Source organism: Acinetobacter sp. GW821-FHT01E09, assembly GCF_059422385.1.
Window position 1 is genome coordinate 3,754,653 of the sequence record NZ_JBWKWU010000001.1, and the last position, 23,286, is coordinate 3,777,938.

A 23,286-nucleotide genomic window follows, 5' to 3' on the forward strand; every position below is an offset into this window, starting at 1 on the left:
GTGCGCCCTACTGTACTTTGTTTTTCAGGTCTAGACCCTTCTGGTGGTGCTGGTATACAGGCTGATATTGAAGCGATTGGTCAAAGTGGCGCACATGCGGCAATTGCTTGTACAGCATTAACCATTCAAAACTCTCAACAAGTTTTTGGTTTTGAAGCCAGCTCCAAAGAACTACTGCTTGCTCAGGCCAATGCAGTTGTCGGTGATTTACCTATTAAAGCCATCAAATCGGGGATGTTAGGGACGACAGATAATATTGCTGCGCTGGCTGAGTTTTTACGTGAACATCCAGATTATCTATATGTACTTGATCCTGTTTTAGTCGCCAATAGTGGTGGCTCACTGGGTAATCAAGAGACCTTAGTTAAAGCCTTTATCGAACTAATTCCACTGGCAACAATCATTACCCCAAATACTGTGGAATTACGTGCCTTAACAGCAGAACAAGACATAGAAAAAGCCACAGCCAAGCTGTTTGAAATGGGCGCACAAGCTGTTCTGGTAAAAGGTGGGCATGAAGATACCCCAGACTATATTCGCAACGCCTTGTATGTGAATGGTGAAATGATCGCTGAATCTAAATGTCCCCGTTTAGAAGGTGAATATCATGGTTCAGGTTGTTCATTGGCAAGCTTTATTGCAGGACGTTTAGCACTAGGAGATCCGCTTAAAATCGCGGTACAACATGCTGAAACATGGTTATTTGGTGTATTAAAAAATGCCGAAACGCCGATTGAAGGTGGGCAAAAAATTCCAAAGCGCTTTTAAATGCTGAACATTGCTCTGCACTTTTGAAAATAGCATCCAAGTTTCACTAAACAGCTGAAACTTGGAAATCCCCTAAAACAATGGGAATGACAACGAGAATAACAATGCATAAAACACTCACGACAATAATGCTATCAAGTTTACTTTTAACCCCATTCGCATTTGCTCAACCACAACAACAAACTGTAAATCGCAATATTAACGATGTAGTGAATGGGCAAAATACCCATTTTATTTTTAAAGATGGCGATGATGAATCAGGTCAACTCATCATTCAAACAGCGGCTAAACAGCAAGCATTTGATCTTGCAGAATTACCATTTGAACGAAAACGACAGATTCATTTTCAAGACTATAATTTTGATGGATATACCGATATTGCTGTGTCTACACCTGACATGGGAATGGGGGTTTATTCTATTTTTGATATTTTTCTCTTTCGACCTAAAAGTAAAGATTATCAAGTGTTGGACCAAGAAAAAATTGATTTTAGCCATGCACAATGTTCTGGATTGACGGATCTCAAACTGATTCCCCAGAAGAAACAAATGACCAGCTCATGTCGAGGTGGCGCAAGATGGTGGATCGACACTTACCAATTTAAAAATGGGCAATGGAAATGGTTAAAGTCTAAAGCTGCGGATGAGTGATTTTCCCCCCATCCTCTGCTGATCTTAATGCCACAGTTACAGGATACGGATCCAATCATACAAAAATATAATTTAATCAGTATGATGTTGATTATGAGTAATATGTTCATTTCTCAGTATATTTATCTTTAAGGCTTTGTATATGTTGGCGATTAGTTTTCCACGACTTTTCTAAAATTTCTTTCTCTAGACGATACTGAATACGTTTTAATTTCATTGGAGAAATGTTGATTTGCTTAAATTGTTTGACATAATCTGTCCAACCTGCACCACGAAAGACATTGTTTGGCATTTGGGTTTTAAATTCGCAATCTGGCATAAAAACCACGATTGAATGGATCTGAGTGGAATCAACAATATCTGTGAGCACACTTTCTAAAACTTTTTGGTGCTTATAATTTTGATGTAATGGATTTTGGAACTTATAGCTCTTTTTATAAATCTTTTGTGTCCAAATCTTTTGACGCTCGCCACCAAATATCCAACCTTTATAATTCTTTGTTTCAATGACAAAAATACCATAAGGACTTAATAAAATATGATCTATTTGGGTGGTCTGATTTTGCTCATCAGGCAGCGTACAATCATTCAATAAAATATAATTTTCTTTGTCTAAATAGAGTTTTACATGGGTGCTGACAGCAAATTCACCTATTTTCCCTTTTAAAAAGGGCTTAAATAATTTAACCAGCGTAATCGCAACCAAAAGTAAAACGATCCAACCTAGATTTGATAACAATGGTGCAAAAATTTGTGCAAGCATTTTAAATTATAATGTAATAATGAATAGCGTTGAGTCTATGGCACTTGTTCAATTTTTAAAAGAATATCCTTATTATCCAACCCACCCGCAAAACCCACTAATTTACCATCAGCCCCGACCACACGATGACATGGCGCAATGATAGAGATCGGATTTTTACCATTCGCTGCGCCCACTGCCCGAACCGCTTTGACATTTCCAATCTGTTCTGCGATCTCTTTATAGCTCCGCGTTTCACCAAATGGAATCGTCAATAAAGCTTGCCAAACTTTCTGCTGAAACTCAGTCCCCGCAAAATCTAGCGGTAAATCGAACTGGGTTCTTTTTCCTTGAAAATACTCATTCAATTGTTTCGCCGTCTCCAACAAAACTGGATGTGTATTGTTTTTAATTAATTCAGCCAAACGAACCCGTTTAGGATTTTCATTTTCCCAAAGTACTGCAACCAAGGCATGATCGTGGGCGACTAATTTTAATATCCCGACTGGGGAGCTCATTTCCATAAATGAAAGTTGCATGTCCTTATTCCCTTTCCAACTCAGCAACAGCTTAACTTAGCTTGAAGATAATTTCATCAAAATAAGACCTGAAATAATCAATACAGCAGCCAACATCCGCATCGCTGAAGCTGCTTCACCTAAAAAGAAAATTCCGACGGCAAAAGAACCAATCGCACCAATCCCTGTCCACACGGTATAAGCTGTTCCAAGTGGTAATGTTTTCATTGCATAAGAAAGTAATGCAAAACTTGCAATCATAAAGATGATGGTCAAGATACTCGGTGTCAGCTTGGTAAACCCATCAGACACCTTCATAAAATATGCCCAAACCACCTCAAGCACACCCGCAACTGCCAATAAAACCCATGCCATTACACATTCACCATTTTCTATTGGGTGTTTCCACTATTGATTACACCATGAACTACACATAAAAAAAGTGCTACCTCCTACAGAAATAGCACTTAAACATTTCAATAAATTAAGACGAAGAAAGTTTCATTAAAACTAAGCCAGAAACAATCAGTACAGCAGCGAACATACGCATTGCTGTTGCAGGTTCACCCAAAATAAAAATACCAACCAAGAATGAGCCTATCGCTCCAATCCCAGTCCAAATGGTATAAGCAGTTCCCAATGGCAAAGTACGCATCGCATATGCCAATAGACCAAAGCTTAAAATCATGAAAAATAAGGTGACAATACTTGGTGTAAGCTTTGTAAAACCTTCGGACAATTTCATGCTATATGCCCAAACGATTTCAAAGATACCTGCGAAAATAAGAAAAACCCAAGCCATGACCAGCTCCAAATTTAAATTAGAATCAGGCCGTCCTGACGATTTTTCTCAAATTGAGGGAGGTCGTTCCTCCTGAAGAACGCTAATTATATCAACTCATGTTGAGGAATTTATTAAAATTTACAAAATTTGACCTTTTTTACATTTCGAATAATTTTTTTTCATGAGGCTTACTTTATGATCAAGCATGCTAAATATAAAAATCAGGAATCAAAACCATGAAACATGATTATTGGGGTGATATCCACCCGAGCTGGGCTGGGTTTAGTTCAGAAACATTTTTTTCACATTGTTTTTTTAATCAAAATGCTGATCGGGAGATTTTCTTAGGGGAAGAGTTTGATGAAGATGGCGATGAAATCGAAGAAGCGCCCAATCTAGATCAACTCAACGCTTTTGCGAAAACCTACCAGTTATTTATCAACAGTATTGAACAACATATTCAGACCATTCAGCAACATGCTTTTGAACGCTATCAAAAGCTTTATGCGCATTATTATGAAAATCCAGAAAAATCAGGTGAGGCTGCATTGAATATTCAGGATGTGGAATCTCATAATCCTTATATACAGACCATGTTAAATTTGCGTGTGAGTGCACCCGATACCTTAACCCTCTCTATTCACTATGATTTAGATACAGAGCATGGAATGGAATTTAAGTTTGTAAATAACCAGCTTGAACGTGTTGCTGGCATTGCAGAAACGTAAAAGGTCACTCCCAAAGAAGTGACCTTTTGCTTTATATGAAAAATGAAAGCTTAGAATCTAAAACGCAGACCTGCACCATATAACCAACCTGATTCGGAGTCGGTTGCAGTTTGCCATGCTGTCTCTTTATTACCTTTAGAATATGCATAGGCCACACTTACATAAGGCATCACTTTTTTTGTGATTTCATAACGGGTTTCTAAACCTGTTTTAATACTGTTTAGACCTGTTTTTTGGGCATAGCGTGAATCATCGCTAAACACCACATTTAAATCTAAATATGGCTTTAAAATCAGCTTTTGTGTCAATAATAAATCACGTTCAGTTTCTAGGCTAAATGCAACCCGACTGTCCTGTCCGAAATACAGATAAGCATCTGTTTCAAAAAAGTACTGCGCCAAGCCGTGTAAACCCAAAGCCGCATCTACACGTTCCTGATCAGTGGTTCGTTCAGGATTATCACTGTAACGCACACCCGCCTGTACATCCCAAAAATCAGCAATGTTACGGCTATAGAGGGCACTTAGATCATATTCTATTTTGTCTGATTCAGCCTTACTGGAGCTCCCTTTAATGAATAACTTATTTTCATCAGTACCTATGCGTAACTCTAAAGATGAATCTAAAGTACCTTTTCCATCTTCATCCAGCATCCAAGCATTATCAATAGTCACTCGCTGATAAACCTGCGCACCATGTTCTTTACGATGATCATGGGTACTATGTGAAGCTATGCTTTCCTCTCCCGTAGTGGTTGTAAGCGCTTGATGCTGTGTATGATCTACAGCATTGCTTTGCTCATCCAACTGATTCATTTTTGAATGATCCATGCTTGAATGATCAGTCACTACAGTTAGGTCTGTCGCAATACTCGCATCACTTTGCATCTGATGCCCTTCATGGGCCAAAGCCAAACCACTCAGCATAAGTAATGAACTTGCCAGAACTGATTTAGAAAAAAGATTAATGATTTGCATGTTCGTCTCCTTTCACTTCAGCCTTTTGAGTGGTATTTGTTGTTTGAACTGGCTGGCTGGACACTTTGCCATCACTCACATTGGCAACAATCAATTTATTCATCATCCCTGCACTCATGTGGTAGAGCAAATGACAATGGATTGCCCATTCACCCAATTCATCAGCGGTTAATAATGCTGTAACTGTTTTTGCAGGTGGTATAACAATGGTGTGTTTATTGGGCATATCCACAGCAGGCTGACCATTTTCCAATTGCATAAACATGCCGTGTAAATGCATTGGATGTGCCATCATACTGTCATTAATAAATTTAATTCGGATACGTTCGCCGTATTTCACTTTGAGTGGTTCAGCATCACTGAATTTTTTACCATTAATCGTCCAAACGTAGCGTTCCATGGTTCCGCCTAAACGAATTACCAATTCACTGGTGGCATCCCGAGTATCAGGTTGTGGGGTTAGTGATTTTAAATCACTGTATTGCAGTGCTTTATCTCCTTGCGGTGTCGATGCATTTGCCCAACCATAAACCACTTGATCATTTTTTTGCGCTGCCGATGAATTGCGATGCTGTGAATGATCCATAGCTTGGGTATCATTCGCATTCATTTTTGAATGATCCATACCCTGCATATCGTCAGCATTCATTTTTGAATGATCCATACCCTGCATATCGTCAGCATTCATTTTTGAATGATCCATACCCTGCATATCGTCAGCATTCATTTTTGAATGATCCATACCCTGCATATCGTTGGCATTCATTTTTGAGTGGTCCATACCCTGCATATCATTCGTATTCATTTTTGAATGATCCATGCCTGACATATCACCCATACTCATCTTAGAGTGATCCATCCCTCCGCCACCATGACCTCCCATATCTTCCATAGTCAGCACAGCACGTGGACGAGCAGCAGGCATATGAATAGCAGCACTTTTTGCTGTTAATTCATTGTGGAGTGTTCCAATCGCAAATCCTGAACGGTCAATAGACTCTGCCTCAATCTGATAATGATTGGTTTTAGGTTCAACAATCACATCATAGGTTTCAGCAGTACCTATACGAAACTCATCCACAGCCACTGGCTTTACAGGCTGCCCATCGGCACTGACCACTGTCATTTTAAGCTGAGGTATACGTACATCAAAGAACGACATTGCCGATGCATTCACAAAGCGCAGTCGAACTTTTTCATTTGGCTTAAACAGACCTGTCCAATTTTGTTCAGGGGTTTTTCCGTTTACAAGAAAGGTATAACCTGTCACATCTGACATATCTGTTTTTAACATACGCATCTGATTCCACATTTTGCGATCAGACCACGTTGCTTTTAGACCATCACGTTGTAACTGTTTCCAAAGATCCCCTAATGTTTCACGTCGATTTTGATAATATTCTGCGGAAACCTTTAGATTTTTTTGGATCTGGTCACTGGTTTGCTCATGAAAATCCGACAACATCACCACATAATCACGATCTGTGCGTTCATGCGCTGCCAGCGGTTTTTTATTCTTTGGATAAATCACTAAAGAACCATATAAACCATCCTGTTCTTGGCCTTTCGAATGGGCATGATACCAATAGGTTCCACTCTGACGAACTTTGAATTTATAGACAAATTCTTCGTTGGGTTTGATCCCGTTATAACCATTAAAGCCAGGTACACCATCCATAATGCCGGGCAATAATAGGCCATGCCAATGGATCGATGAATCCTGATTCTTTAAATTATTTTTAACACGAATCACCGCTTCATCACCTTCTTCAAATTCTAAAAGTGGTGCGGGAAACTGGCCATTTACAGTAATTCGTTTTACCGATTTACCTGTTACATTGACGATTCCTTCATCAATGCTGAGTTGATATTCTTTGATTGCGGCAATTCCCCAAGTTGAGGAAACCAAGCACAATGTCGCAACCAAGCTTTGAGCTAATCGCTTTTGAGATAACTGAATAAACATAACTTAACCTAAATTTTAACAAGCAACTTTGAATAAAAAAGTGTCTAAAATCAGATTAAGCTTTTGGAGGACGTAAGATTTCTTGCCAATGCCCTGCGAGGTGCTGAGCTTGGTAATTGATTTGATAGGCTTGAGTATTGTGCAAATGATCGGGTGCAATCAATTTGGGAATATCAGGATTGAACCAAACCACTGAAGATTGGCATGAGAATGCAGCACAATCTGGGCATTTGCTCTGCTGCGTATCTTGAGATTGAACCTGTTGATTATGGCAATCTTTTAGATTTTGCAGCTGTTGCTCATGATTGAGATGCGAGTTTTGATCATTTTGTTTTTGTTGTATATCGGCACAATGCTGTTTCATTTCTTGTACATCACTGTTTTTCATCATCGATTGATGTTCATCTAAAAGTGATGAGTTCATCATTTGCTCATGTTGCATCATATTTACAGATGCAATAGACACACTGCTCCAGCCTATGGCAAAAACCATAAGACAAACAAACCAAAGCCGTTTGTGCAGTTGTCTAAACAAAACTAAAACCTATGTTTTAATCTATGATGAAGCTAAGAGCATAGCCAATAATGACGAGTTTGGCAAATATCGTGCGGAAAGATTGCCAATATCACTGAATAATTTTGCATCAACTGCACTTTGAATAAAAAATGAATAATTAAATCGATGAATAGCGGATGATTTTTATAACAAAAGAGCCCATTTGGGCTCTTTTTAAACAGAAATTGCATGTATGATAAACGATTGATCACCCTTTGATTAATCTATACCCAGCTTATCCATATGCTTATCAACATGGTTATCCATATAGTTATCATCAAAGTTATCCACAATTCACACAATACATTTGTGGAAAAGTTTAAGCCGAAACTTGTCCCACTTTTGCTAACTCAGCACGCATTTCGTTAATCACAGCTTGATAATCAGGTTTACTAAAAATCGCCGAACCAGCAACAAACATATCAGCTCCTGCTTCAGCAATTTCACGGATATTTGCTGGGCCAACACCGCCATCAATTTCTAAACGAATGTCACGACCTGAAGCATCAATAATTTTACGCGCCTCACGTAATTTATCCAAAGTGGTAGGAATAAATTTTTGACCGCCAAAGCCAGGGTTTACACTCATTAAAAGCACTTGATCTACTTTATCTAAAACATAGTCGAGATAATGCAAAGGTGTTGCGGGATTAAACACCAAACCTGCTTTAGCACCACCATCTTTAATCAATTGTAATGAACGGTCGATATGATGCGTTGCTTCAGGATGAAAAGTAATAATATCTGCGCCTGCTTCTAAGAAATCACCAATCATACGATCAACAGGTGAAACCATAAGATGCACATCAATCGGGGCTTTGATCCCATATTTCTTTAATGCCTTACATATACCCGCACCAAAAGTTAGGTTTGGCACATAGTGGTTATCCATAACATCAAAATGGACAACATCTGCACCAGCTGCCAATACATTTTCCACATCTTCCCCCAGACGGGCAAAATCAGCAGATAAAATTGAAGGTGCAATCAGATATGGCTTGGACATGAAACAACCTGGCAAAGATAAAAATTTTTCCCATTATAACAAACTTACCCTATTGGGTTGTTTCAAAAAGCAACAGTTTTACTTATCTTGCTCATTTATCAGGTCATAGCAATCATCTGGTTGAATCAACGACTGTCTATTACTTGATGATATGGGTTTTAACGAATAATCTGATCTTTTGAGAACAATACAAAAATAAAGGGCTTCATTAAGCCCTAGATTCAGTCACCGCCACCTTGCACAATCTATAGATCAGCATCGCTTATCTATACTGTTTAAGGTTTAGCCTGTTGTTTTCTCTCAAAATCACGAACCATTTTAATGCGTTCTTCAGTTGCAGGATGTGAAGACAAGGCATCAAAAATCTCTAAAGAGCTCTCTTTTTCACTAGACTCATTTTGAGGTTGTTTTTTATTTGGGTCAGCTTTTTTATCAGCTTCAGCTGTTTTGCCCGCTTGCTTTGGTTTTTCTTCCAGTGCAGTTTCATCACTTAAGCGTTGTAAGAAATTCGCAAAATGAGACACTTCAATGCCTTTACGATCCATCAATTTCAGCGCATACATATCCGCCTCAGCTTCAAATTTGCGTGAATAATTCGCACCAATCATCGCGGCAGGTAACGAGGTCAATAGGTCTGAGCTGTCTCCCGTCATGGCAATATACAACACACTCAACCCCAAACTGGTCAAGCCTTGTTGTAAGCTATGCCGTTCCACCAAATGCCCTTGCTCATGTGCCAATACACCTAAAATCTCTTGATCACTATGCGCCATTTCAATCAGTTCATCGGTGATAATAATCGTATTGTTAGGTAAAGCCACTGCATTAGCGCCCAATCGCCCACCTTCACGGAAGACCAATTTTGCTGGTCTGCCTTCAGCGATAGTACTTAGATATTGCTTGGAAATTTGATCTTTTTGACCTTGTGCCAAATGACTAGGATTAGTCCAATTGTTCAATACATATTTTTCTGCTTCATCGCCTAATTTATTCAAACTATTTTCAGGCAGCTGAAAAGCAACATAATGTGATGCTGCTGGAACACCCCATTTCACTAAAGCAAAAACAAAAGCCACCACAAAGATGATACTGAATACAATTAAACTTGGAGAACGTTCTAATTTCCAGATCGAATGCTGAACATTTTTAGTCCCAAAATTAAACCATTCTGGTAAAGCCCCCTGAAACTCAATCCTAGCGTCATCTTTAAGCTCAATCGCAGGATTTAATTGCCCCAGTGCGCCAATTAATTCCATATCGCGATATGCATAACGGCGTTGATGTTCTAAACGTTCACCATACTGAATCAGTACCTCGGACTCAGATTGAGCGGAAAGTTGGGCATGGTGTGGTTTAGACACCACACCATCATAGAAAATGACTTCTATTGGTCGTGACATAAATTATTCAACTCATATCATTATAAAGAAACATCAATGTCGAAGATGTCACTAATTTCTTCAGCTAAAGCACTTTGCTCTTGCTGTGCAAGATTCATCATTTGATCTGGATCATCATGCAAAATTAAACTCATCGAATCAACTTGATATTTGTGAATACGAATTGCCGCCCATGCAGACATTAAACCAATGCTTAGAATTTTAACCAGCCAATTTGATGCCACAATCCATGCATAACGCCATTGATTACAATCTGTTTTAAATTGGCTGCTTCCAACCGTTGTATTGTTCCATGTGGTAATAAAAATACGTGCTGCGATCAATGGATAAATAAACAACCCTGCCACAGCGTACATTGCAAAGACACCAAAGATAAAAAAGTTTGGCGTATACCCTGCAATAAAACCGATAATACCGAAATAAATAATGCCAAATGCCAGCATGATTCCAAAAGACATAAAAATTGGAATGTAAACTGCCGCCATATAAGCTGACCAATCAGCATTCAATTTAAAATCCAACTGCCCTGCATATAAATGATCGATGTAGTACTTCTTATACAACCAGATCGCAACAGGAGCAAATATCCCTAAACTAAAAATATAAATTAAGATACTGAGAAAAAAGACTTTATAGGATTCTTTTGTGGTTCCCGCAAAATAAAAGCGACTGTTGCCGAATTTACTGTTTCTTGCGGTAAAGCGCATTGTTGCCCGAATCAGCCATGGTACTGCTGCATACAGCACCACTAAACCAACCACCGTCGCAATCATGGAATATTGTGAGGAGATTGAAAAGGCGGCATAAATACCCAATGCAATCAAACGTCCAACTAAAATCTTGGTGGGGATACCAGTAAAGTCAAAACGTCTTTTAAAGAATTCAGTATTGCCATAAAAATAACGTAAACGACGTACTTTCGCCCAAGGCGCGTACAAACTTAAGGTAATGATGGTCAATAAGATATTCACAATCCATATACCAAAATATTCCATCGCATCACCGTGAAATTTAAAACGATGAATTCTAGGATATTGCTGGTCTGCGGGCTGCTGTATTTCTGGTGGTGTAGCGCCTTTTTCCAAACTCAAATGACTCGGAAATGGAGGCGGTATTTGTTCTTGCATATTCTTCTCTTTATTCAAATTATTTGATGACAATCTAAAATGATATGAAATAAAAAACCTCAAAAAGCAGTTTATATTTTTTCTGCACTGAAAGAAATAGAGTAAAAGCAAACAATGATTTACTTTTACTCAAAATCCAATTTTTGTTAGACGATTCAATTATTTCTGTAGTTGCAAGGCATGAAATTGTAAATGGTCATCAATAAAACTTTGGATGAAATAATAACCGTGATCATAACCTTCATGAAATCTTAATGTGAGTTTTTGCCCAACTTTATGACAGGCTTGTTGGTATTTCTCAGGGTTCAATTGGCTATAAAACTGATCTTTTATACCTTGATCGATAAGTACTTCGTCAAATAACTGACCTTTAGAAAGCAGTAATTGGGTCGCATCATGCTTTGCCCATTCAGACTGATCAGCGCCTAAATAATGTGAAAAGGCTTTTTCACCCCAAGGGCATTCTGTCGGTGCACAAATCGGGGCAAATGCTGATACTGATTTAAAATAATTTGGATATTTCCAAGCCAGTGTTAATGCCCCATGCCCGCCCATACTATGACCAAAGATTCCCACAGCTTCAGATTGAATCGGTAAGCTTTTTATTAGCAATGGATAAAGTTCATCTACAATATAACTTTCCATCTGAAAATGTTCAGCCCAAGGTGCTTGAGTTGCATTGAGATAGAATCCCGCACCCTGCCCCAAATCCCATGAATCGCCTTGTGCAACCTGTTCACCACGAGGTGATGTATCTGGTGCGATCAAAATTAGACCAAGCTGAGATGCTAAGCGCTGTGCATGCGCTTTGATAATAAAGGTTTCTTCCGTACAGGTCAGTCCCGCTAAATAGAATAATGCAGGACATTTCTGCCCTTTTAATGCTTGAGGCGGAAGATATGTCGCAAACTTCGTTGCCCCTTTTAAATAATTTGACTGAATTTGATAAATTCTTTGTTCACCATCAAAACAGATATTTTTACTTAAAAGTTCCATCAGCGCATCGCTCCACATTTTGATCTTTAAATTGTTTAGGGCTACCGTCTTATAACATCAACAGATTCAACTCAATATAAATTAAAGCGCTTTTACTTTCGCATTTAAAGCGCCGTTATTTATCATGGCTTTTGTTGTGTATCCAGTTTTACATTTTGGGTTTGCGCAGTAGTAATAACGCCTTGTTGTGGAAATAAATGTTGTTCCAACTGCGGTAACATCATTTCCATATTTTTCCCAATCACCCATTGCGGTTCAGATGGATCAAAGCCTTGTGCATTTTCCCATTTCGCAACTGTTTCAGTCGCTTCTTTAAATGCAGCTTTGAGAGAACCTTGTTCACGCATTGCCTGATCAAAGAAAGCACGGCCAAAATAAGTATAATCAGCTTCATTTGAACAACCAAATGAGGCGCGATCTGCTGCAGAAGCAGTAATAATCAAAGTATCTGGTGATTGGAGTGCTGAAACAAAGCTACCTGAATAACAGGCTGAAATCACAATCACTTTCCAGCGAATACCTGATTTATCGAGGGTTTCTCTTAACCATTTTGGATCAACATCATCCAAATTAATCGGTTCATTTTCGAGTTCAAAACGATTAGGCAAGCCATGAGAAGTCATATAAAGAAACAATACATCACTTTCGCGATTCATTTGTTGACCAATACGGCGTAAAGCCAGATCTATACTGGTTCTAGAAGCAATTGGTGTATCTTTAATGCTTTGTGGATTATTGACCAACTCAACAGAGCGTCCAAAGGTTCCAAAACGGGTATCAAATTGTTCTTTAATTCGATCAATTTCAAATTTAAACACGTCTTGATAACTTGCACCAGCAACGCCTAAAAAATACCAATGCGTTTGTGCAAACTCGCCAAACTGCACCTGTTCCAAGGCTTTATTGAGTAAATGAGTTTGTGCATAAAAAGCACTTTCGCTAATACTTGGAGGAACCTCTTCTACTTTCCAAATCGGCTGTTCCTTAATCGAAACCTGCCAAGTAAACAAAGTGGCTACAGTCGCAAACATGATCAAGGCACGTTCCCACCACGGCCATTGTAATTCTCTTGAAAATACCCACACCACAGCAAGGCTTTGCCAAATAAACAAAGCAAAAAACAGCAGTGGGATCACATCATAAGTGAAATAAGGCAGCAGATCTTGATTGCCTAAATATTGCAGCAAACATTGAAACAACATGATGTGCGTATCAAGTACCAGCCATAACAGTGCTGGAACCAACATCAAACGCGGATTATTGGTCCGTTGTGATAGGAAAATCCCCACAATCAAGGCAATAAAAGGCCACAATGCGTAGCTGACGAGACCTTGTCGATTAAAAACACCACCATCACCGGCAACTAACCAGCTAAATAGTGTATTTGCACCTGCACCCAACAGTCCCCAAAAAATCAATTGAAGAATCGATGGACGAACAATTTGTAAAGACTTTCGCGAACCTAAGAATAACCAAATCCCTGCACGTTGGTTACTTTTCAAATCATGCCAAAAGTTAATCGAGGGTTTAAGATCTATCATAAAGATTCTGTTAAGGCAGTGGCTTCAATCAGCCTATCTAGTTTAGGCTTGGCTAAAAAATTATCAATGTTTGATTTAACTATATATCAATAATTCGACTATTATTGAAACAGTTACCAAATTACTCAATAAGATTGCTGTTAAAATAGGCATCAAAACGACAAGCATCACCTTGCCATTGATGATCGGTTGCCTGATCATTTAAAAATACAGCCAGTCTAGGACGTTTTACCACAACTCGCTTGGCAATTTGCCGTGCTAAGACTAAAAGATGATCGCCTAAATCCATTTCACCATCTTCAGGTAAAAGCATGTGTAAGAGCTGCATTTGCTTTTTCACTTGTGCCTGTTTTTTAATGGCTTGCTGATTTTGATCCCGCTGCGGAAACATCGGATCTAAATAAACAACATCGACAATTTGATGTGTGATGATCAATTGTTGTAAATATTCAGCTGAATCAGAAAAAACCAAATCAATACGCTCAACAACTTTGGCTAAAAACGGATCGTTTTCCAGCTGTTTTTTTGAATCTTCCAGTAAGGTAAATAAAATTGGATGACGTTCAATCAGGGTTACTTTCGCCCCTAAGTGTGCCATCAATAATGCGTCATGTCCTAGACCAGCAGTTGCATCAATTAAATTGGGTTTTTCTGAAATATTACATGCCCGTGCAATCATTTCAGATTTTAAAGTTGCACGTTTTAAACGTGGGATCTCAGCTTTCCAATCAGGCTGCATTTTCATGCCATTGGCACACAGGCTTAACCCTTGTTCATCAACACACAAGGCAAGTTCAGGATTCAGTCTTAAAAACCGTGCATTGAGTTTTTCAATCGTTGTAATGTTTACCACGACACCACGTAAAGAAAGCACAGTTTGGTAGGACTGTGCTTTCTCAAAAAATGTGGATTCAGTAAATAAGCGAATTTCGCTTACCATAATTTCCAACCTGTTAATGCAAACAATAAAATCAACAAACCTGAAGCAATACGATACCAAGCAAAAACCATGAAATCACGCTTAGAAACATAAGCCACCAAAACACGGATCAAAATTAAAGCAGAAACAAAAGAAACAATTAGCCCCACAAAGAATACGGTCCAATCTTGTGTTGTTTCATAAATATGGTAATTTTTAAAAAGATCTAATAAGCCTGCACCGACAATAACAGGTATACCGAGGAAGAACGAAAATTCGGTTGCAGCCTTACGCGATACACCCAGCATCATGCCGCCAATAATGGTTGCACCTGAACGTGAAGTCCCTGGAATAAGCGCCAATACCTGAATTAAACCAATATAAATTGCTTCTTTAATCGAGATATTTTCCACTTCAACCGCATTGACTTTTGGTGGATTTTTTTCAACCCACCAAATGATTAAACCACCGACGATTAAACCAATCGCCACAGAAATATCATTAAACAACAACTCTTTTACGATATCACCAAAGGTTAAGCCAACCAGCATAATTGGAATAGAAGCTGCAATAATACTGACTCCAAGATGACGCCCTTTCGGCTCACCTGAAAATAGACCGATTGCTGCGCCCCAAAGCTTGCCCCAATACTCATAAATCACCGCAGCGATTGCGCCCATTTGAATAGCAACGACAAATAAGTCACTCTTTTCTTTGGTCCAGAAATTCATGAGCTCAGATGCAAGAATTAAATGCCCTGTACTTGAGATAGGTAAGAATTCGGTAATACCTTCAACAATACCCATAATGGCTGCTTTGAGTAGCAGTAAAAGATCCATTGTGAAATCCTAAAAATTAAAGCGAAAAACGATTATGGTTTACCTTGTTCTGGAATTTTCTTCCATGCATTATCACGTAAATATACAGGTAAAGCTTGTTCTGCACTGAACCATTGCTTTTGCAGTGCATTTTGACGCGCAATTGTGGCGATATCATTGGCAGAAGCAGTAATCTGCTGAAATGCGATTGCCTCTACATTCACCAAAGCTGAACCTGAACCGATCAAGGTATATTTTTGATATTCTGCAGCGTGTTGATAGTCTAATAATTTTTCTTCGTCTACAAGTTGCATAATGTTATTTTGGTCAAGCTTAAAACTTGCCATATAAACTTCTTGCATACGTGCATCTAAAACTGCGGTGACTTCAGTCAATTGGGCTTGCTGATAAGCAGCTTGCGCTAACGCTTGCAAGGTTGAAACTGGAATCACAGGAATATCATTTGCCCAGGCTAAAGCTTGAGTCACTGCGGCATTGATACGTACACCACTAAATGAACCTGGCCCACGGCTAAATGCAATTGCAGTCAAGTCTTTACTGGAAATTTGATTTTGCTCAAAACCTTGCTCGATCATCGGCAAAATGGTTTGAGTTTGTGCTTTTGCTCGCGTATCAAGTTGAAAATAGAGTGTTTGAGTTTCATCAACAATCGAAACGGAACACTGCTCATTGGCAGTTTCCAATGCCAGCAATTTCATGCACAACCTTACTGTGTTAAAAATGCTGCCTATGATACTCCACTCATTTCAATAGCGCGAGGGCTTAGAGTTAAAGCCTGCCAGATAAAATCCATTAGATCAAAATAATCCATAAAAATGCCAAGACATTGTGCTTGGCATTTAAGTGATAATTTTAAAACCACGACTTTAATCAAATTTAAATTCTTCTAAATCAATAAAATTCTTGTAATGAGAGGCATAGTGCAAAGCACTCATTTTTAATAAATTCTCTGCATTCTCATCCAAAGTTCGCACGACTTTACCCGGTGAACCCACGACCAAGGAATTATCAGGAATAACTTTACCTTCTGTAATCAAACTATTTGCACCGATGATACAATTTTTACCAATCACAGCATGATTTAAAATCACGGCGTTAATACCAATTAGACTGTTATCGCCTATCGTACAACCATGTAACATGGCTTGATGCCCAATGGTTACATAATCGCCAACGGTTAATTCAATCCCTGTATCTGTATGTAAAACTGCATTTTCTTGAACATTACTAAAATTCCCAATATGAATTTTGGCATTGTCAGCACGAATGACTGCACCAAACCAGACACTGACTTGTTGCCCCAGTTCGACCTGACCAATCACTGTCGCATTATCCGCAATCCAACCATCAAAAGGTGCATGCAACGCTTTTGGCGCAAAACCTTTAAATTTATACATCATGGTATTACATTCCTTTGAGATATTTTAAGAGCATTGGTTTTGATCATAGCTTTTCAGCATTATTTTTTATTGAATATCTGTGATTTAAAAGATGGCGAGTTCAATAAAAATGGCCAGTTTTTTTGATAATCCAAACCATATTTAAATAACGAAATCAGAATTCTGGCGGTTAGCCCCCAAATGATTTCATTTTCAATTCTTAGACTGGGAAAATACACCGATTGATGTGCCAAACGTACTTCATAAGGAATAGGCTGTGATTCCATCATTTTTTTAATCGGGGCATAGAATATACGATCAATTTCACTCGGCTGAGCAATCAACTGAATATCTGGAGGAATTAATCCAACTACAGGTTTTACCGTCAATCCACTTTTCGCCCGTTCCATGGGTAAATCACCAATCAGCTTGACATCAAAGGGATTGAGTGCGGTTTCTTCCCATGCTTCTCGCAAAGCCACAACGATATTACTGGTATCATTTGGATCACGTTTTCCACCTGGAAAGGAAACTTCTCCAGCATGATTTGATAAGTAGGCAGAGCGTCTCGTCAGTAAAATTTTAGGATCAGCTTCTTGAGTAATTGCAATCAGTACTGCGGCATTGGCCGGATAGGTTCTTTTGCCAAAACGTAATCGATTTTGCAACACTTGGGTTAGCTCATCATCCTTCATTGATCTCACTCTATCTTTTTTGTTCTCGTTCTATCATATAGGAAATTTTATCGATAAGGCTATAAATGATGCGAAAGTAGAATTTTTCAGTTATGCTGAGTTATCTCACATTTTTAATGAAGCTTATGAGTTTTTGCAGTGCTTGTGGTCATCCAACCATAGAAAAAATTCCTTTAGGTGATCAAAAAATCCGTAAAGTTTGTACACACTGCGGCACCATTCATTATGTTAACCCTAAAGTGATTTGTGGTGCTTTGGCGATCTGGGAAAATAAAGTTTTACTATGTCGCCGTGCAATAGAACCACGTTATGGACTATGGACATTACCTGCTGGTTATATGGAACTTTTTGAAACCATGGAACAAGGTGCAGCACGCGAAACACGTGAAGAATCTGAAGCTGAGGTTGAAATTGAACAACTTTACTGCATGTATAATATTCCACGTATCGGGCAAGTTTATGTTTTGTTTAAAACACAAATAAAAGATGGTGTATTTGGTGCTGGTGAGGAAACCATTGAAAGTCGTTTATTTGAAGAGCATGAGATTCCTTGGAACGATTTAGCTTTTCCAAGTGTAGAACGCACATTAAGACATTATTTTGAAGACCGTAAAACCAATACCTTTCCAATGCATCTTGAAACATTAGGCACCCGATTAGATCAGACAGGATAATCACAAATAGCTATTGCTTCGACCAATGGTTGAGCATTAAAAATATGAGCACAAAAAAAGCCTCAATTCAAATCACTTGAATTGAGGCTTTTTTAATTAAGATAAATTACTTGGTTTTAATGGTATAACACTGCGGTAAGCTTACAGTTAAAGTCCCTGATAAACGCTTTGCTAGCTCTTTTTGCTCAGGAGTGGTCTTATCCTTATTGGCCTCTATATTGTTATAAACTGACTGATAAAATGCATGCAAATTTACCCATGTTGCAGTAATCGTCTTATCCCCATCCCAACTGGTAATATTGACACCATTGTTTGTATTTTGCTCATTGATTAATCGTTGTAGGTTTAAGCGAATACCGCCAGAGGAAACTGAAGCATTGGCTATTTCTTCTGCTGATGTACCACTGGTTGGTCGAACAACTAATGTTTCATTTAAACCGGCTAATGCACCATCAAGACTACCAAATACAGGATTGGCCAAAATCATACGAAGTGTAATCGACTTTTCAACATTACCATTTATATAAGCTGTACCCGTAGTACCAATACGATATTGTTGTACCCCTGTTTCTTTATCAATATAAGTGTTTGGATCTACATCAGCACATGTATCTGAATTTAACGCACTATTTTTACCTAAATTGGTGCGGATATCTCCATTTTCATCAATCACAATACCGAGTGTTTGGGTATTTGGATTAACTTCTTTGTTATCAAAAGCAAATGTAATATTTGCATACAGTGGGAAATAGTATTTTTCACCAGCTTTTACTGTATTTTTAGTGAGGAAAACTTTTCGGTCTAAATAATTGGCAGGATTGGTTTTATAAATATCGATTCCACCAGAAAGCTGATCAGCATTTAAAGTTTGACGCCATTTCCCATATATCGTTGGATCCGCAGGTGCCGTAGTTGCACCCGTTGTTCGCTTATACATATATTCAGTACCAGCGACATTGGTATTATTCAGCAAAGCGCCCTGAAAAATTTCAAGTTTATCCGTTGAACTTTGATCTTTTTTAAATACAAGTGGAGAGGTAATTTTACGGGTGAGTGGATTGATCCAACCTTGTTGACCATTTACATTGAGTTTTTGTGGAACAACCTGATTGAGCAATAAAAACTTTAACAGTGAGTCAGCAATTGTACTGCCTTCTACTTTTTGAGGTACACCAACCCATTGCATTGCATAACCAGAGGTATAACCTTGACGGTCAGTGACTAAATACATATTGGCGATAGATTCATTCTTGGTGCTTAATTCACTTTTACCTGTGAAGCCTTGAATATCAACATTTGCACCACTGAAAATAAGGAAGTTTGTTGAATAAATATTTACCAATGATTGTTGAACCAAGCGTTGCGCAGTCGCGACTGCAGAAGCTTCATCGACCGCTTCAATATTGACCCACGGTTTTAATTTTTCAACATAGCTACCATTGATAAAATCAGCCACCCCAATATCTGCATTGACTGTTGTTAAATTATTTTTAATATTATCTGTTAACTCAAGGGGTTGTACATCGCCAACCTGATTGGCATCCTGCTGCAACCCAATCGCTTGGAAAACGCGAACCAATCCAACCATTACTTTAAATGTCTCATCACTCATGGTCATACTGGTTGGTTCTTTACCTGTCATGGCAGTTGCAATATCAATCAAACCAATTGCAGCAGGTTGACCACGCACTTTTAAAGGGCGTACTTTTGCTAAGTCAACATCACCTAAAACAATTTTTCTTTCTGATTGAGAACCTTTTATATAAAATTTTGCTTTATCGCCAATTAAACAGCCACCAAGTGCCAAACCACCTTCTAGTTTAGTCGCATAATGATTTCTGGTATCTGTACTACAATCAAAATTTAAACCATCCACTGGATAGTCAACATAAAAACCTAAACATTTTTCTGTAGAATCTGCATCACAACCATTTGAATAGGTTGGAATACCTTTATTTGGGTCTTCATTGACTGTTGCACTTTCACCACCGCACCCTGCGAGTGCTAGGCCTAAACTTGTTAAAACCAAAGGGGTGAATAATCTTTTTTTCATATCTTCATCCTTACTGAATTACACTCAGCTTAATTTGTCCATGATTTGTTAATTGCTTATTTTCCACATCTAATGCTGAGGATAGTGGTGTTAAAAATAGATATACAGCTTGATCAGGTTTTCTTAAAACGCCTTCCATAGCCGCATATTGTAAATTATTGTCGTGGGATTCTTCATTTTTAAAACCACTTACACCTTCGAGGACACAACCTTGTCCATCTAAAAATACCACCAAAGGCCAATAATAACTTTGAAGCTTTGAAGAAGATGCATAGGATGTTAATAAAATATTTTGCACTTGAGAATCTAATTTCACGACTTCATAAGCAAAAGTCTCTTTGATTGGTGCAACTGGCCACAAGCCAACTTCTTGATTTTTTATGGATAAATCTTTTGCTTTAGTTATTTTTTTACCAGAAAAACACGCTTGTTCTAAATTATGAACAACATCATCTTTAGGTAAACGAAAGTAGCTTGATGATAAAACAACTGGCTTTTTTTCTTTCGATTCTGGAATTCCGCGAATACTATTTAAAAGGCTCTTACTTAAACCTTTTTGCCGTTCGATGGTTTCATAACGACCATGCACTGCGCCGATCTCAGGCGTCATATAAAATCTTTTTTTACCTTCTAAATTGAATTCACGATCTTCTAAATACTCATTATTGACATATTGTTCACCATCAATAACTGTGAAATGCTGATCTTCTATCGTTTGAGTACTTTTCGGGGCAACTTCTTTATTGGTCTTGACCGCAGTTTGGTCTACTGGCGTTATTTTCTCTAGTTTCTCAACCTTATTGGTTTTTTGAGTAATATCAGCGGGCTGCTGTGGGGGTTTTTCTACAACAAGCTGAGGTACTATCGTCTGTGACGCTGGTGCTAAAGGCTGATCTGGTATCTGAACAGGGCTTTGAATTTTAGCTTTATGCTCCATTAAAGCGGATTGCCGTGCAGGCTGAGCAGTAATAACCGCTGATGGCGTATTTTTAGGCGCCCTCTCTTTTTGACTTTGTTTAACGATGGCTGGAGCTTCTATTACTGGTACATTAGGCTTGGCAGCTTGAGTCTCTTGTATTTGTTTGACTTCTTGTATTGGTTTAACGTCTTGTACTGGTTTATTTTTTTGCTTTACATCTACTTTTGGAGCTGCTTCAGGTTTCTGAACAATCATTGGATGTCCATCAGGGCCAATAATTGTATAAAAATTGGCAGCATAAGAAATTGATGTGGCTAGACTAAAACTTAAAGCTAGCCACAAAGAAGTTACGACTGTTTTTTTTCCAACATTCAAACGCATTACCATCTCGTTCTGTAGTTAAGCCCTAGAATTGTAACTTTTGTATTGGTCTTTACATTTAAACCAGCATATGGGTTGAGTAACAAGTTATCCACCCCTGTTTTATTGGCCAAACTACTGCTGTTTGCTGGAATATTATCTCGGCTACGCAAGAAACCGATCGATAAGTCAATATCACTATCTTCATCAAAACGATAACCTAAACCTAAACCAAATAATTGCGCATTGTTAATCGGCACCATGGTATTCCGTTTATCATCGGGGATCGCACTAGCACGAGGTTCATAACCAGCACGAAGTTTTAGACGATCATTTGCTGAATACTCAATACCAATTCCCCAGCTCCACGGTGATTGAAAGCCGAGTGGAAAAGCCAGTGAGGTATCTGTGACTTGATTGGATAATAATTTAGCAATTTTTAATGCTGAAATTTGTCGATCAAATTCAAACTGAAACTTTTCCCATGCTTTAAAGTCGGTCCAGCCCACATCAAAATTCACCTGTAAATCAGGTAAAATTTTATATTTTATACCGGTTTGAAAATGAGCAGGATATTCCAAATCCATTGAAATCAAACCTGATTCAGTTGGTGGAATATAGCCTGGAAAACCTAAAATCGCCGCAAGAATCTGACCTGTTGCTGAAGAGTTTAAGCCTTTTATAAGCTCGCGTGGTGCGTTGGCATTGTCGATAAAATATTTACCTTTCATACGCATTTTGGCGGAACTTTGATAGACCATACCAAAACCAAAGTTTTCCGTAGGCTCCCACATCAAACCTAAGTTATAACTTGGGCTTAAACTCTGCTCAAGACTGACCTGCATTTTCCCGAATTGACCAAATGGGTTCATACCCTCATCTGCATTACAAATACCAAATAATATAAGGTCAGTAATTACATTCGAGTTATTTCGGAAAGGCCCACAAACAGACTCATCAATCAATCGTAGAACACCGATCATTTCATTTGGAAATCGTAGATCAGTTTTTAATGCCATTGCGTTATATGACATCCCGATCGAAGCACCAATAGACAATTCATCGCTGACTTGGTATGCAATAGATGGAGACAAATAGGTTATACGCTCAATGGCAACTTGCTGCCCCATATAGTTACCTGGGTTACCATCCTCTGAGCCAAAACCTGCCACCATTGGTGCATATACAGCAGTTGCATAGGTCAATTTTGAACCTGGAGGATTATAAGAAATCCCTCCCGTTGGCGCTAACACTGGCCAGCCAGGTCCCAAATCCACGACTTTTTTTAGAATGGGAATATATAAACTTGCATACTCTACATCGCCACGCACTGAATCTTTATAATCTGTACAAAGCCCCGAAGGATTGTCTGGTGCATCATTACAGATCAATGGGTCATCAGAATAACCAAATACGTTATAACCAGGTGGCGCAGAAAATTCACGTTGTATATCAAAGTTTGCAACAATCCCTTGTACGTCAGTTTGTAAGCCTTTGAGTTTCGTTAATGCTGCGGGGTTAAAATGAATCGCACTAATTCCAGGTGGATCGGCAGTTACTGCATTCCCCATGGTTAGTGAGCGTATATCAACCGATAGGTTAAGTCCTAACGCTGCAAATACTTGAGTTGAACACCCTGTTAATAAAATCGCTGTAACTAATGGGCGCAAACGTATGTTTTTCATACTT

The 23,286-nt window shown here is 38.6% G+C and carries 24 protein-coding genes; 4 read left to right on the forward strand and 20 right to left on the reverse strand.

Going from position 1 to position 23,286, the window contains the following annotated elements:
• Both AC07U8_RS17000 and AC07U8_RS17005 read left to right on the forward strand, forming a co-directional pair.
• Positions 1 to 768, forward strand: coding sequence for a hydroxymethylpyrimidine/phosphomethylpyrimidine kinase (locus AC07U8_RS17000; protein WP_004723672.1), 768 nt, complete (start codon positions 1 to 3; stop codon positions 766 to 768).
• Between the two features lie 104 nt (positions 769 to 872).
• Complete coding sequence (locus tag AC07U8_RS17005; protein ID WP_004817584.1) at positions 873 to 1,418, forward strand: XAC2610-related protein; 546 nt, start codon at positions 873 to 875, stop codon at positions 1,416 to 1,418.
• A gap of 106 nt (positions 1,419 to 1,524) precedes the next feature.
• Here the strand turns inward: AC07U8_RS17005 and AC07U8_RS17010 are convergent, their stop codons facing one another.
• From AC07U8_RS17010 to AC07U8_RS17025, 4 genes are all read right to left on the reverse strand, one after another.
• On the reverse strand, positions 1,525 to 2,181 hold the full coding sequence (locus AC07U8_RS17010) for a nuclease-related domain-containing protein (protein ID WP_270385855.1): 657 nt from the start codon (positions 2,179 to 2,181) through the stop codon (positions 1,525 to 1,527).
• Positions 2,182 to 2,216: 35 nt separating this feature from the next.
• Complete coding sequence (locus tag AC07U8_RS17015; protein WP_004723675.1) at positions 2,217 to 2,699, reverse strand: methylated-DNA--[protein]-cysteine S-methyltransferase; 483 nt, start codon at positions 2,697 to 2,699, stop codon at positions 2,217 to 2,219.
• Between the two features lie 36 nt (positions 2,700 to 2,735).
• Positions 2,736 to 3,053: a DMT family transporter gene (locus AC07U8_RS17020; protein WP_034617609.1), complete on the reverse strand. Its 318-nt coding sequence runs from the start codon at positions 3,051 to 3,053 to the stop codon at positions 2,736 to 2,738.
• A gap of 109 nt (positions 3,054 to 3,162) precedes the next feature.
• On the reverse strand, positions 3,163 to 3,480 hold the full coding sequence (locus AC07U8_RS17025; RefSeq protein WP_004723678.1) for a DMT family transporter: 318 nt from the start codon (positions 3,478 to 3,480) through the stop codon (positions 3,163 to 3,165).
• A 218-nt stretch (positions 3,481 to 3,698) separates the two neighbouring features.
• Here AC07U8_RS17025 and AC07U8_RS17030 point away from each other — a divergent pair, with 218 nt between their 5' ends.
• The gene (locus AC07U8_RS17030; protein WP_034617607.1) at positions 3,699 to 4,190 is read left to right on the forward strand and encodes a DUF6985 domain-containing protein; all 492 of its coding nucleotides are present in this window, start codon (positions 3,699 to 3,701) and stop codon (positions 4,188 to 4,190) included.
• 50 nt (positions 4,191 to 4,240) lie between these two features.
• Here the strand turns inward: AC07U8_RS17030 and AC07U8_RS17035 are convergent, their stop codons facing one another.
• From AC07U8_RS17035 to AC07U8_RS17095, 13 genes are all read right to left on the reverse strand, one after another.
• On the reverse strand, positions 4,241 to 5,167 hold the full coding sequence (locus AC07U8_RS17035) for a copper resistance protein B (protein ID WP_494738342.1): 927 nt from the start codon (positions 5,165 to 5,167) through the stop codon (positions 4,241 to 4,243).
• The gene (locus tag AC07U8_RS17040) at positions 5,154 to 7,133 is read right to left on the reverse strand and encodes a multicopper oxidase domain-containing protein (RefSeq protein WP_494738343.1); all 1,980 of its coding nucleotides are present in this window, start codon (positions 7,131 to 7,133) and stop codon (positions 5,154 to 5,156) included. The genes AC07U8_RS17035 and AC07U8_RS17040 overlap by 14 nt, the downstream gene beginning before the upstream one ends.
• A gap of 55 nt (positions 7,134 to 7,188) precedes the next feature.
• Entirely contained in the window at positions 7,189 to 7,599 is a 411-nt protein-coding gene (locus AC07U8_RS17045; RefSeq protein ID WP_239044997.1) for a hypothetical protein, read from the reverse strand.
• 409 nt (positions 7,600 to 8,008) lie between these two features.
• The gene (gene rpe, locus AC07U8_RS17050) at positions 8,009 to 8,695 is read right to left on the reverse strand and encodes a ribulose-phosphate 3-epimerase (RefSeq protein WP_034613857.1); all 687 of its coding nucleotides are present in this window, start codon (positions 8,693 to 8,695) and stop codon (positions 8,009 to 8,011) included.
• A 275-nt stretch (positions 8,696 to 8,970) separates the two neighbouring features.
• Positions 8,971 to 10,095, reverse strand: coding sequence for a M48 family metallopeptidase (locus tag AC07U8_RS17055; RefSeq protein WP_270385864.1), 1,125 nt, complete (start codon positions 10,093 to 10,095; stop codon positions 8,971 to 8,973).
• A 20-nt stretch (positions 10,096 to 10,115) separates the two neighbouring features.
• On the reverse strand, positions 10,116 to 11,222 hold the full coding sequence (locus AC07U8_RS17060) for a YjgN family protein (protein ID WP_004723692.1): 1,107 nt from the start codon (positions 11,220 to 11,222) through the stop codon (positions 10,116 to 10,118).
• Positions 11,223 to 11,381: 159 nt separating this feature from the next.
• Positions 11,382 to 12,218 (reverse strand): S-formylglutathione hydrolase, encoded by an 837-nt coding sequence (gene fghA, locus AC07U8_RS17065; RefSeq protein WP_004817613.1) that lies wholly within the window; start codon positions 12,216 to 12,218, stop codon positions 11,382 to 11,384.
• Between the two features lie 122 nt (positions 12,219 to 12,340).
• On the reverse strand, positions 12,341 to 13,759 hold the full coding sequence (locus tag AC07U8_RS17070) for a C13 family peptidase (RefSeq protein ID WP_270385868.1): 1,419 nt from the start codon (positions 13,757 to 13,759) through the stop codon (positions 12,341 to 12,343).
• Between the two features lie 121 nt (positions 13,760 to 13,880).
• Complete coding sequence (locus AC07U8_RS17075; protein ID WP_004817617.1) at positions 13,881 to 14,699, reverse strand: class I SAM-dependent methyltransferase; 819 nt, start codon at positions 14,697 to 14,699, stop codon at positions 13,881 to 13,883.
• A complete protein-coding gene (locus AC07U8_RS17080) occupies positions 14,693 to 15,517 on the reverse strand; it encodes an undecaprenyl-diphosphate phosphatase (RefSeq protein WP_004817618.1) in 825 nt (274 codons plus the stop codon). The genes AC07U8_RS17075 and AC07U8_RS17080 overlap by 7 nt, the downstream gene beginning before the upstream one ends.
• 32 nt (positions 15,518 to 15,549) lie before the next feature.
• Positions 15,550 to 16,215, reverse strand: a complete 666-nt coding sequence (tsaB, locus tag AC07U8_RS17085) for a tRNA (adenosine(37)-N6)-threonylcarbamoyltransferase complex dimerization subunit type 1 TsaB (RefSeq protein WP_004817620.1) — start codon at positions 16,213 to 16,215, stop codon at positions 15,550 to 15,552.
• A 168-nt stretch (positions 16,216 to 16,383) separates the two neighbouring features.
• A complete protein-coding gene (locus tag AC07U8_RS17090; RefSeq protein ID WP_270385872.1) occupies positions 16,384 to 16,917 on the reverse strand; it encodes a gamma carbonic anhydrase family protein in 534 nt (177 codons plus the stop codon).
• A 59-nt stretch (positions 16,918 to 16,976) separates the two neighbouring features.
• Entirely contained in the window at positions 16,977 to 17,591 is a 615-nt protein-coding gene (locus AC07U8_RS17095; RefSeq protein ID WP_004817626.1) for a CoA pyrophosphatase, read from the reverse strand.
• 125 nt (positions 17,592 to 17,716) lie between these two features.
• Here AC07U8_RS17095 and AC07U8_RS17100 point away from each other — a divergent pair, with 125 nt between their 5' ends.
• Positions 17,717 to 18,265 carry an NUDIX hydrolase gene (locus AC07U8_RS17100; protein WP_034613876.1) on the forward strand — a complete coding sequence of 183 codons (549 nt, stop codon included), beginning with the start codon at positions 17,717 to 17,719 and terminating at the stop codon, positions 18,263 to 18,265.
• A 106-nt stretch (positions 18,266 to 18,371) separates the two neighbouring features.
• On the opposite strand, the gene filF is transcribed toward AC07U8_RS17100, so the two are convergent.
• The 3 genes from filF to filD are packed head-to-tail and all read right to left on the reverse strand — an operon-like array spanning position 18,372 to position 23,282.
• Positions 18,372 to 20,318, reverse strand: a complete 1,947-nt coding sequence (gene filF, locus AC07U8_RS17105; RefSeq protein ID WP_270385875.1) for a putative pilus system protein FilF — start codon at positions 20,316 to 20,318, stop codon at positions 18,372 to 18,374.
• 10 nt (positions 20,319 to 20,328) lie between these two features.
• On the reverse strand, positions 20,329 to 21,618 hold the full coding sequence (filE, locus tag AC07U8_RS17110; RefSeq protein ID WP_494738344.1) for a putative pilus assembly protein FilE: 1,290 nt from the start codon (positions 21,616 to 21,618) through the stop codon (positions 20,329 to 20,331).
• Positions 21,618 to 23,282 (reverse strand): putative pilus system OmpP1/FadL family transporter FilD, encoded by a 1,665-nt coding sequence (gene filD / locus AC07U8_RS17115; RefSeq protein WP_004817633.1) that lies wholly within the window; start codon positions 23,280 to 23,282, stop codon positions 21,618 to 21,620. Before filD ends, filE begins: the two co-directional genes overlap by 1 nt.
• Positions 23,283 to 23,286: the final 4 nt, after the last annotated feature.

What these genes read in the sequence shown, in the direction of transcription:
- AC07U8_RS17080 (WP_004817618.1), bottom strand. Translation starts at nt 15,517, where the DNA reads ATGGATCTTTTACTGCTACTCAAAGCAGCCATTATGGGTATTGTTGAA.
- AC07U8_RS17015 (WP_004723675.1), bottom strand. Translation starts at nt 2,699, where the DNA reads ATGCAACTTTCATTTATGGAAATGAGCTCCCCAGTCGGGATATTAAAA.
- AC07U8_RS17040 (WP_494738343.1), bottom strand. Translation starts at nt 7,133, where the DNA reads ATGTTTATTCAGTTATCTCAAAAGCGATTAGCTCAAAGCTTGGTTGCG.
- AC07U8_RS17010 (WP_270385855.1), bottom strand. Translation starts at nt 2,181, where the DNA reads ATGCTTGCACAAATTTTTGCACCATTGTTATCAAATCTAGGTTGGATC.
- AC07U8_RS17075 (WP_004817617.1), bottom strand. Translation starts at nt 14,699, where the DNA reads ATGGTAAGCGAAATTCGCTTATTTACTGAATCCACATTTTTTGAGAAA.
- tsaB (WP_004817620.1), bottom strand. Translation starts at nt 16,215, where the DNA reads ATGAAATTGCTGGCATTGGAAACTGCCAATGAGCAGTGTTCCGTTTCG.
- rpe (WP_034613857.1), bottom strand. Translation starts at nt 8,695, where the DNA reads ATGTCCAAGCCATATCTGATTGCACCTTCAATTTTATCTGCTGATTTT.
- filD (WP_004817633.1), bottom strand. Translation starts at nt 23,282, where the DNA reads ATGAAAAACATACGTTTGCGCCCATTAGTTACAGCGATTTTATTAACA.
- AC07U8_RS17095 (WP_004817626.1), bottom strand. Translation starts at nt 17,591, where the DNA reads ATGAAGGATGATGAGCTAACCCAAGTGTTGCAAAATCGATTACGTTTT.
- AC07U8_RS17060 (WP_004723692.1), bottom strand. Translation starts at nt 11,222, where the DNA reads ATGCAAGAACAAATACCGCCTCCATTTCCGAGTCATTTGAGTTTGGAA.
- AC07U8_RS17030 (WP_034617607.1), top strand. Translation starts at nt 3,699, where the DNA reads ATGAAACATGATTATTGGGGTGATATCCACCCGAGCTGGGCTGGGTTT.
- AC07U8_RS17020 (WP_034617609.1), bottom strand. Translation starts at nt 3,053, where the DNA reads ATGGCATGGGTTTTATTGGCAGTTGCGGGTGTGCTTGAGGTGGTTTGG.
- AC07U8_RS17035 (WP_494738342.1), bottom strand. Translation starts at nt 5,167, where the DNA reads ATGCAAATCATTAATCTTTTTTCTAAATCAGTTCTGGCAAGTTCATTA.
- AC07U8_RS17070 (WP_270385868.1), bottom strand. Translation starts at nt 13,759, where the DNA reads ATGATAGATCTTAAACCCTCGATTAACTTTTGGCATGATTTGAAAAGT.
- filF (WP_270385875.1), bottom strand. Translation starts at nt 20,318, where the DNA reads ATGAAAAAAAGATTATTCACCCCTTTGGTTTTAACAAGTTTAGGCCTA.
- AC07U8_RS17005 (WP_004817584.1), top strand. Translation starts at nt 873, where the DNA reads ATGCATAAAACACTCACGACAATAATGCTATCAAGTTTACTTTTAACC.
- fghA (WP_004817613.1), bottom strand. Translation starts at nt 12,218, where the DNA reads ATGGAACTTTTAAGTAAAAATATCTGTTTTGATGGTGAACAAAGAATT.
- AC07U8_RS17025 (WP_004723678.1), bottom strand. Translation starts at nt 3,480, where the DNA reads ATGGCTTGGGTTTTTCTTATTTTCGCAGGTATCTTTGAAATCGTTTGG.
- AC07U8_RS17055 (WP_270385864.1), bottom strand. Translation starts at nt 10,095, where the DNA reads ATGTCACGACCAATAGAAGTCATTTTCTATGATGGTGTGGTGTCTAAA.
- AC07U8_RS17090 (WP_270385872.1), bottom strand. Translation starts at nt 16,917, where the DNA reads ATGATGTATAAATTTAAAGGTTTTGCGCCAAAAGCGTTGCATGCACCT.
- AC07U8_RS17100 (WP_034613876.1), top strand. Translation starts at nt 17,717, where the DNA reads ATGAGTTTTTGCAGTGCTTGTGGTCATCCAACCATAGAAAAAATTCCT.
- filE (WP_494738344.1), bottom strand. Translation starts at nt 21,618, where the DNA reads ATGCGTTTGAATGTTGGAAAAAAAACAGTCGTAACTTCTTTGTGGCTA.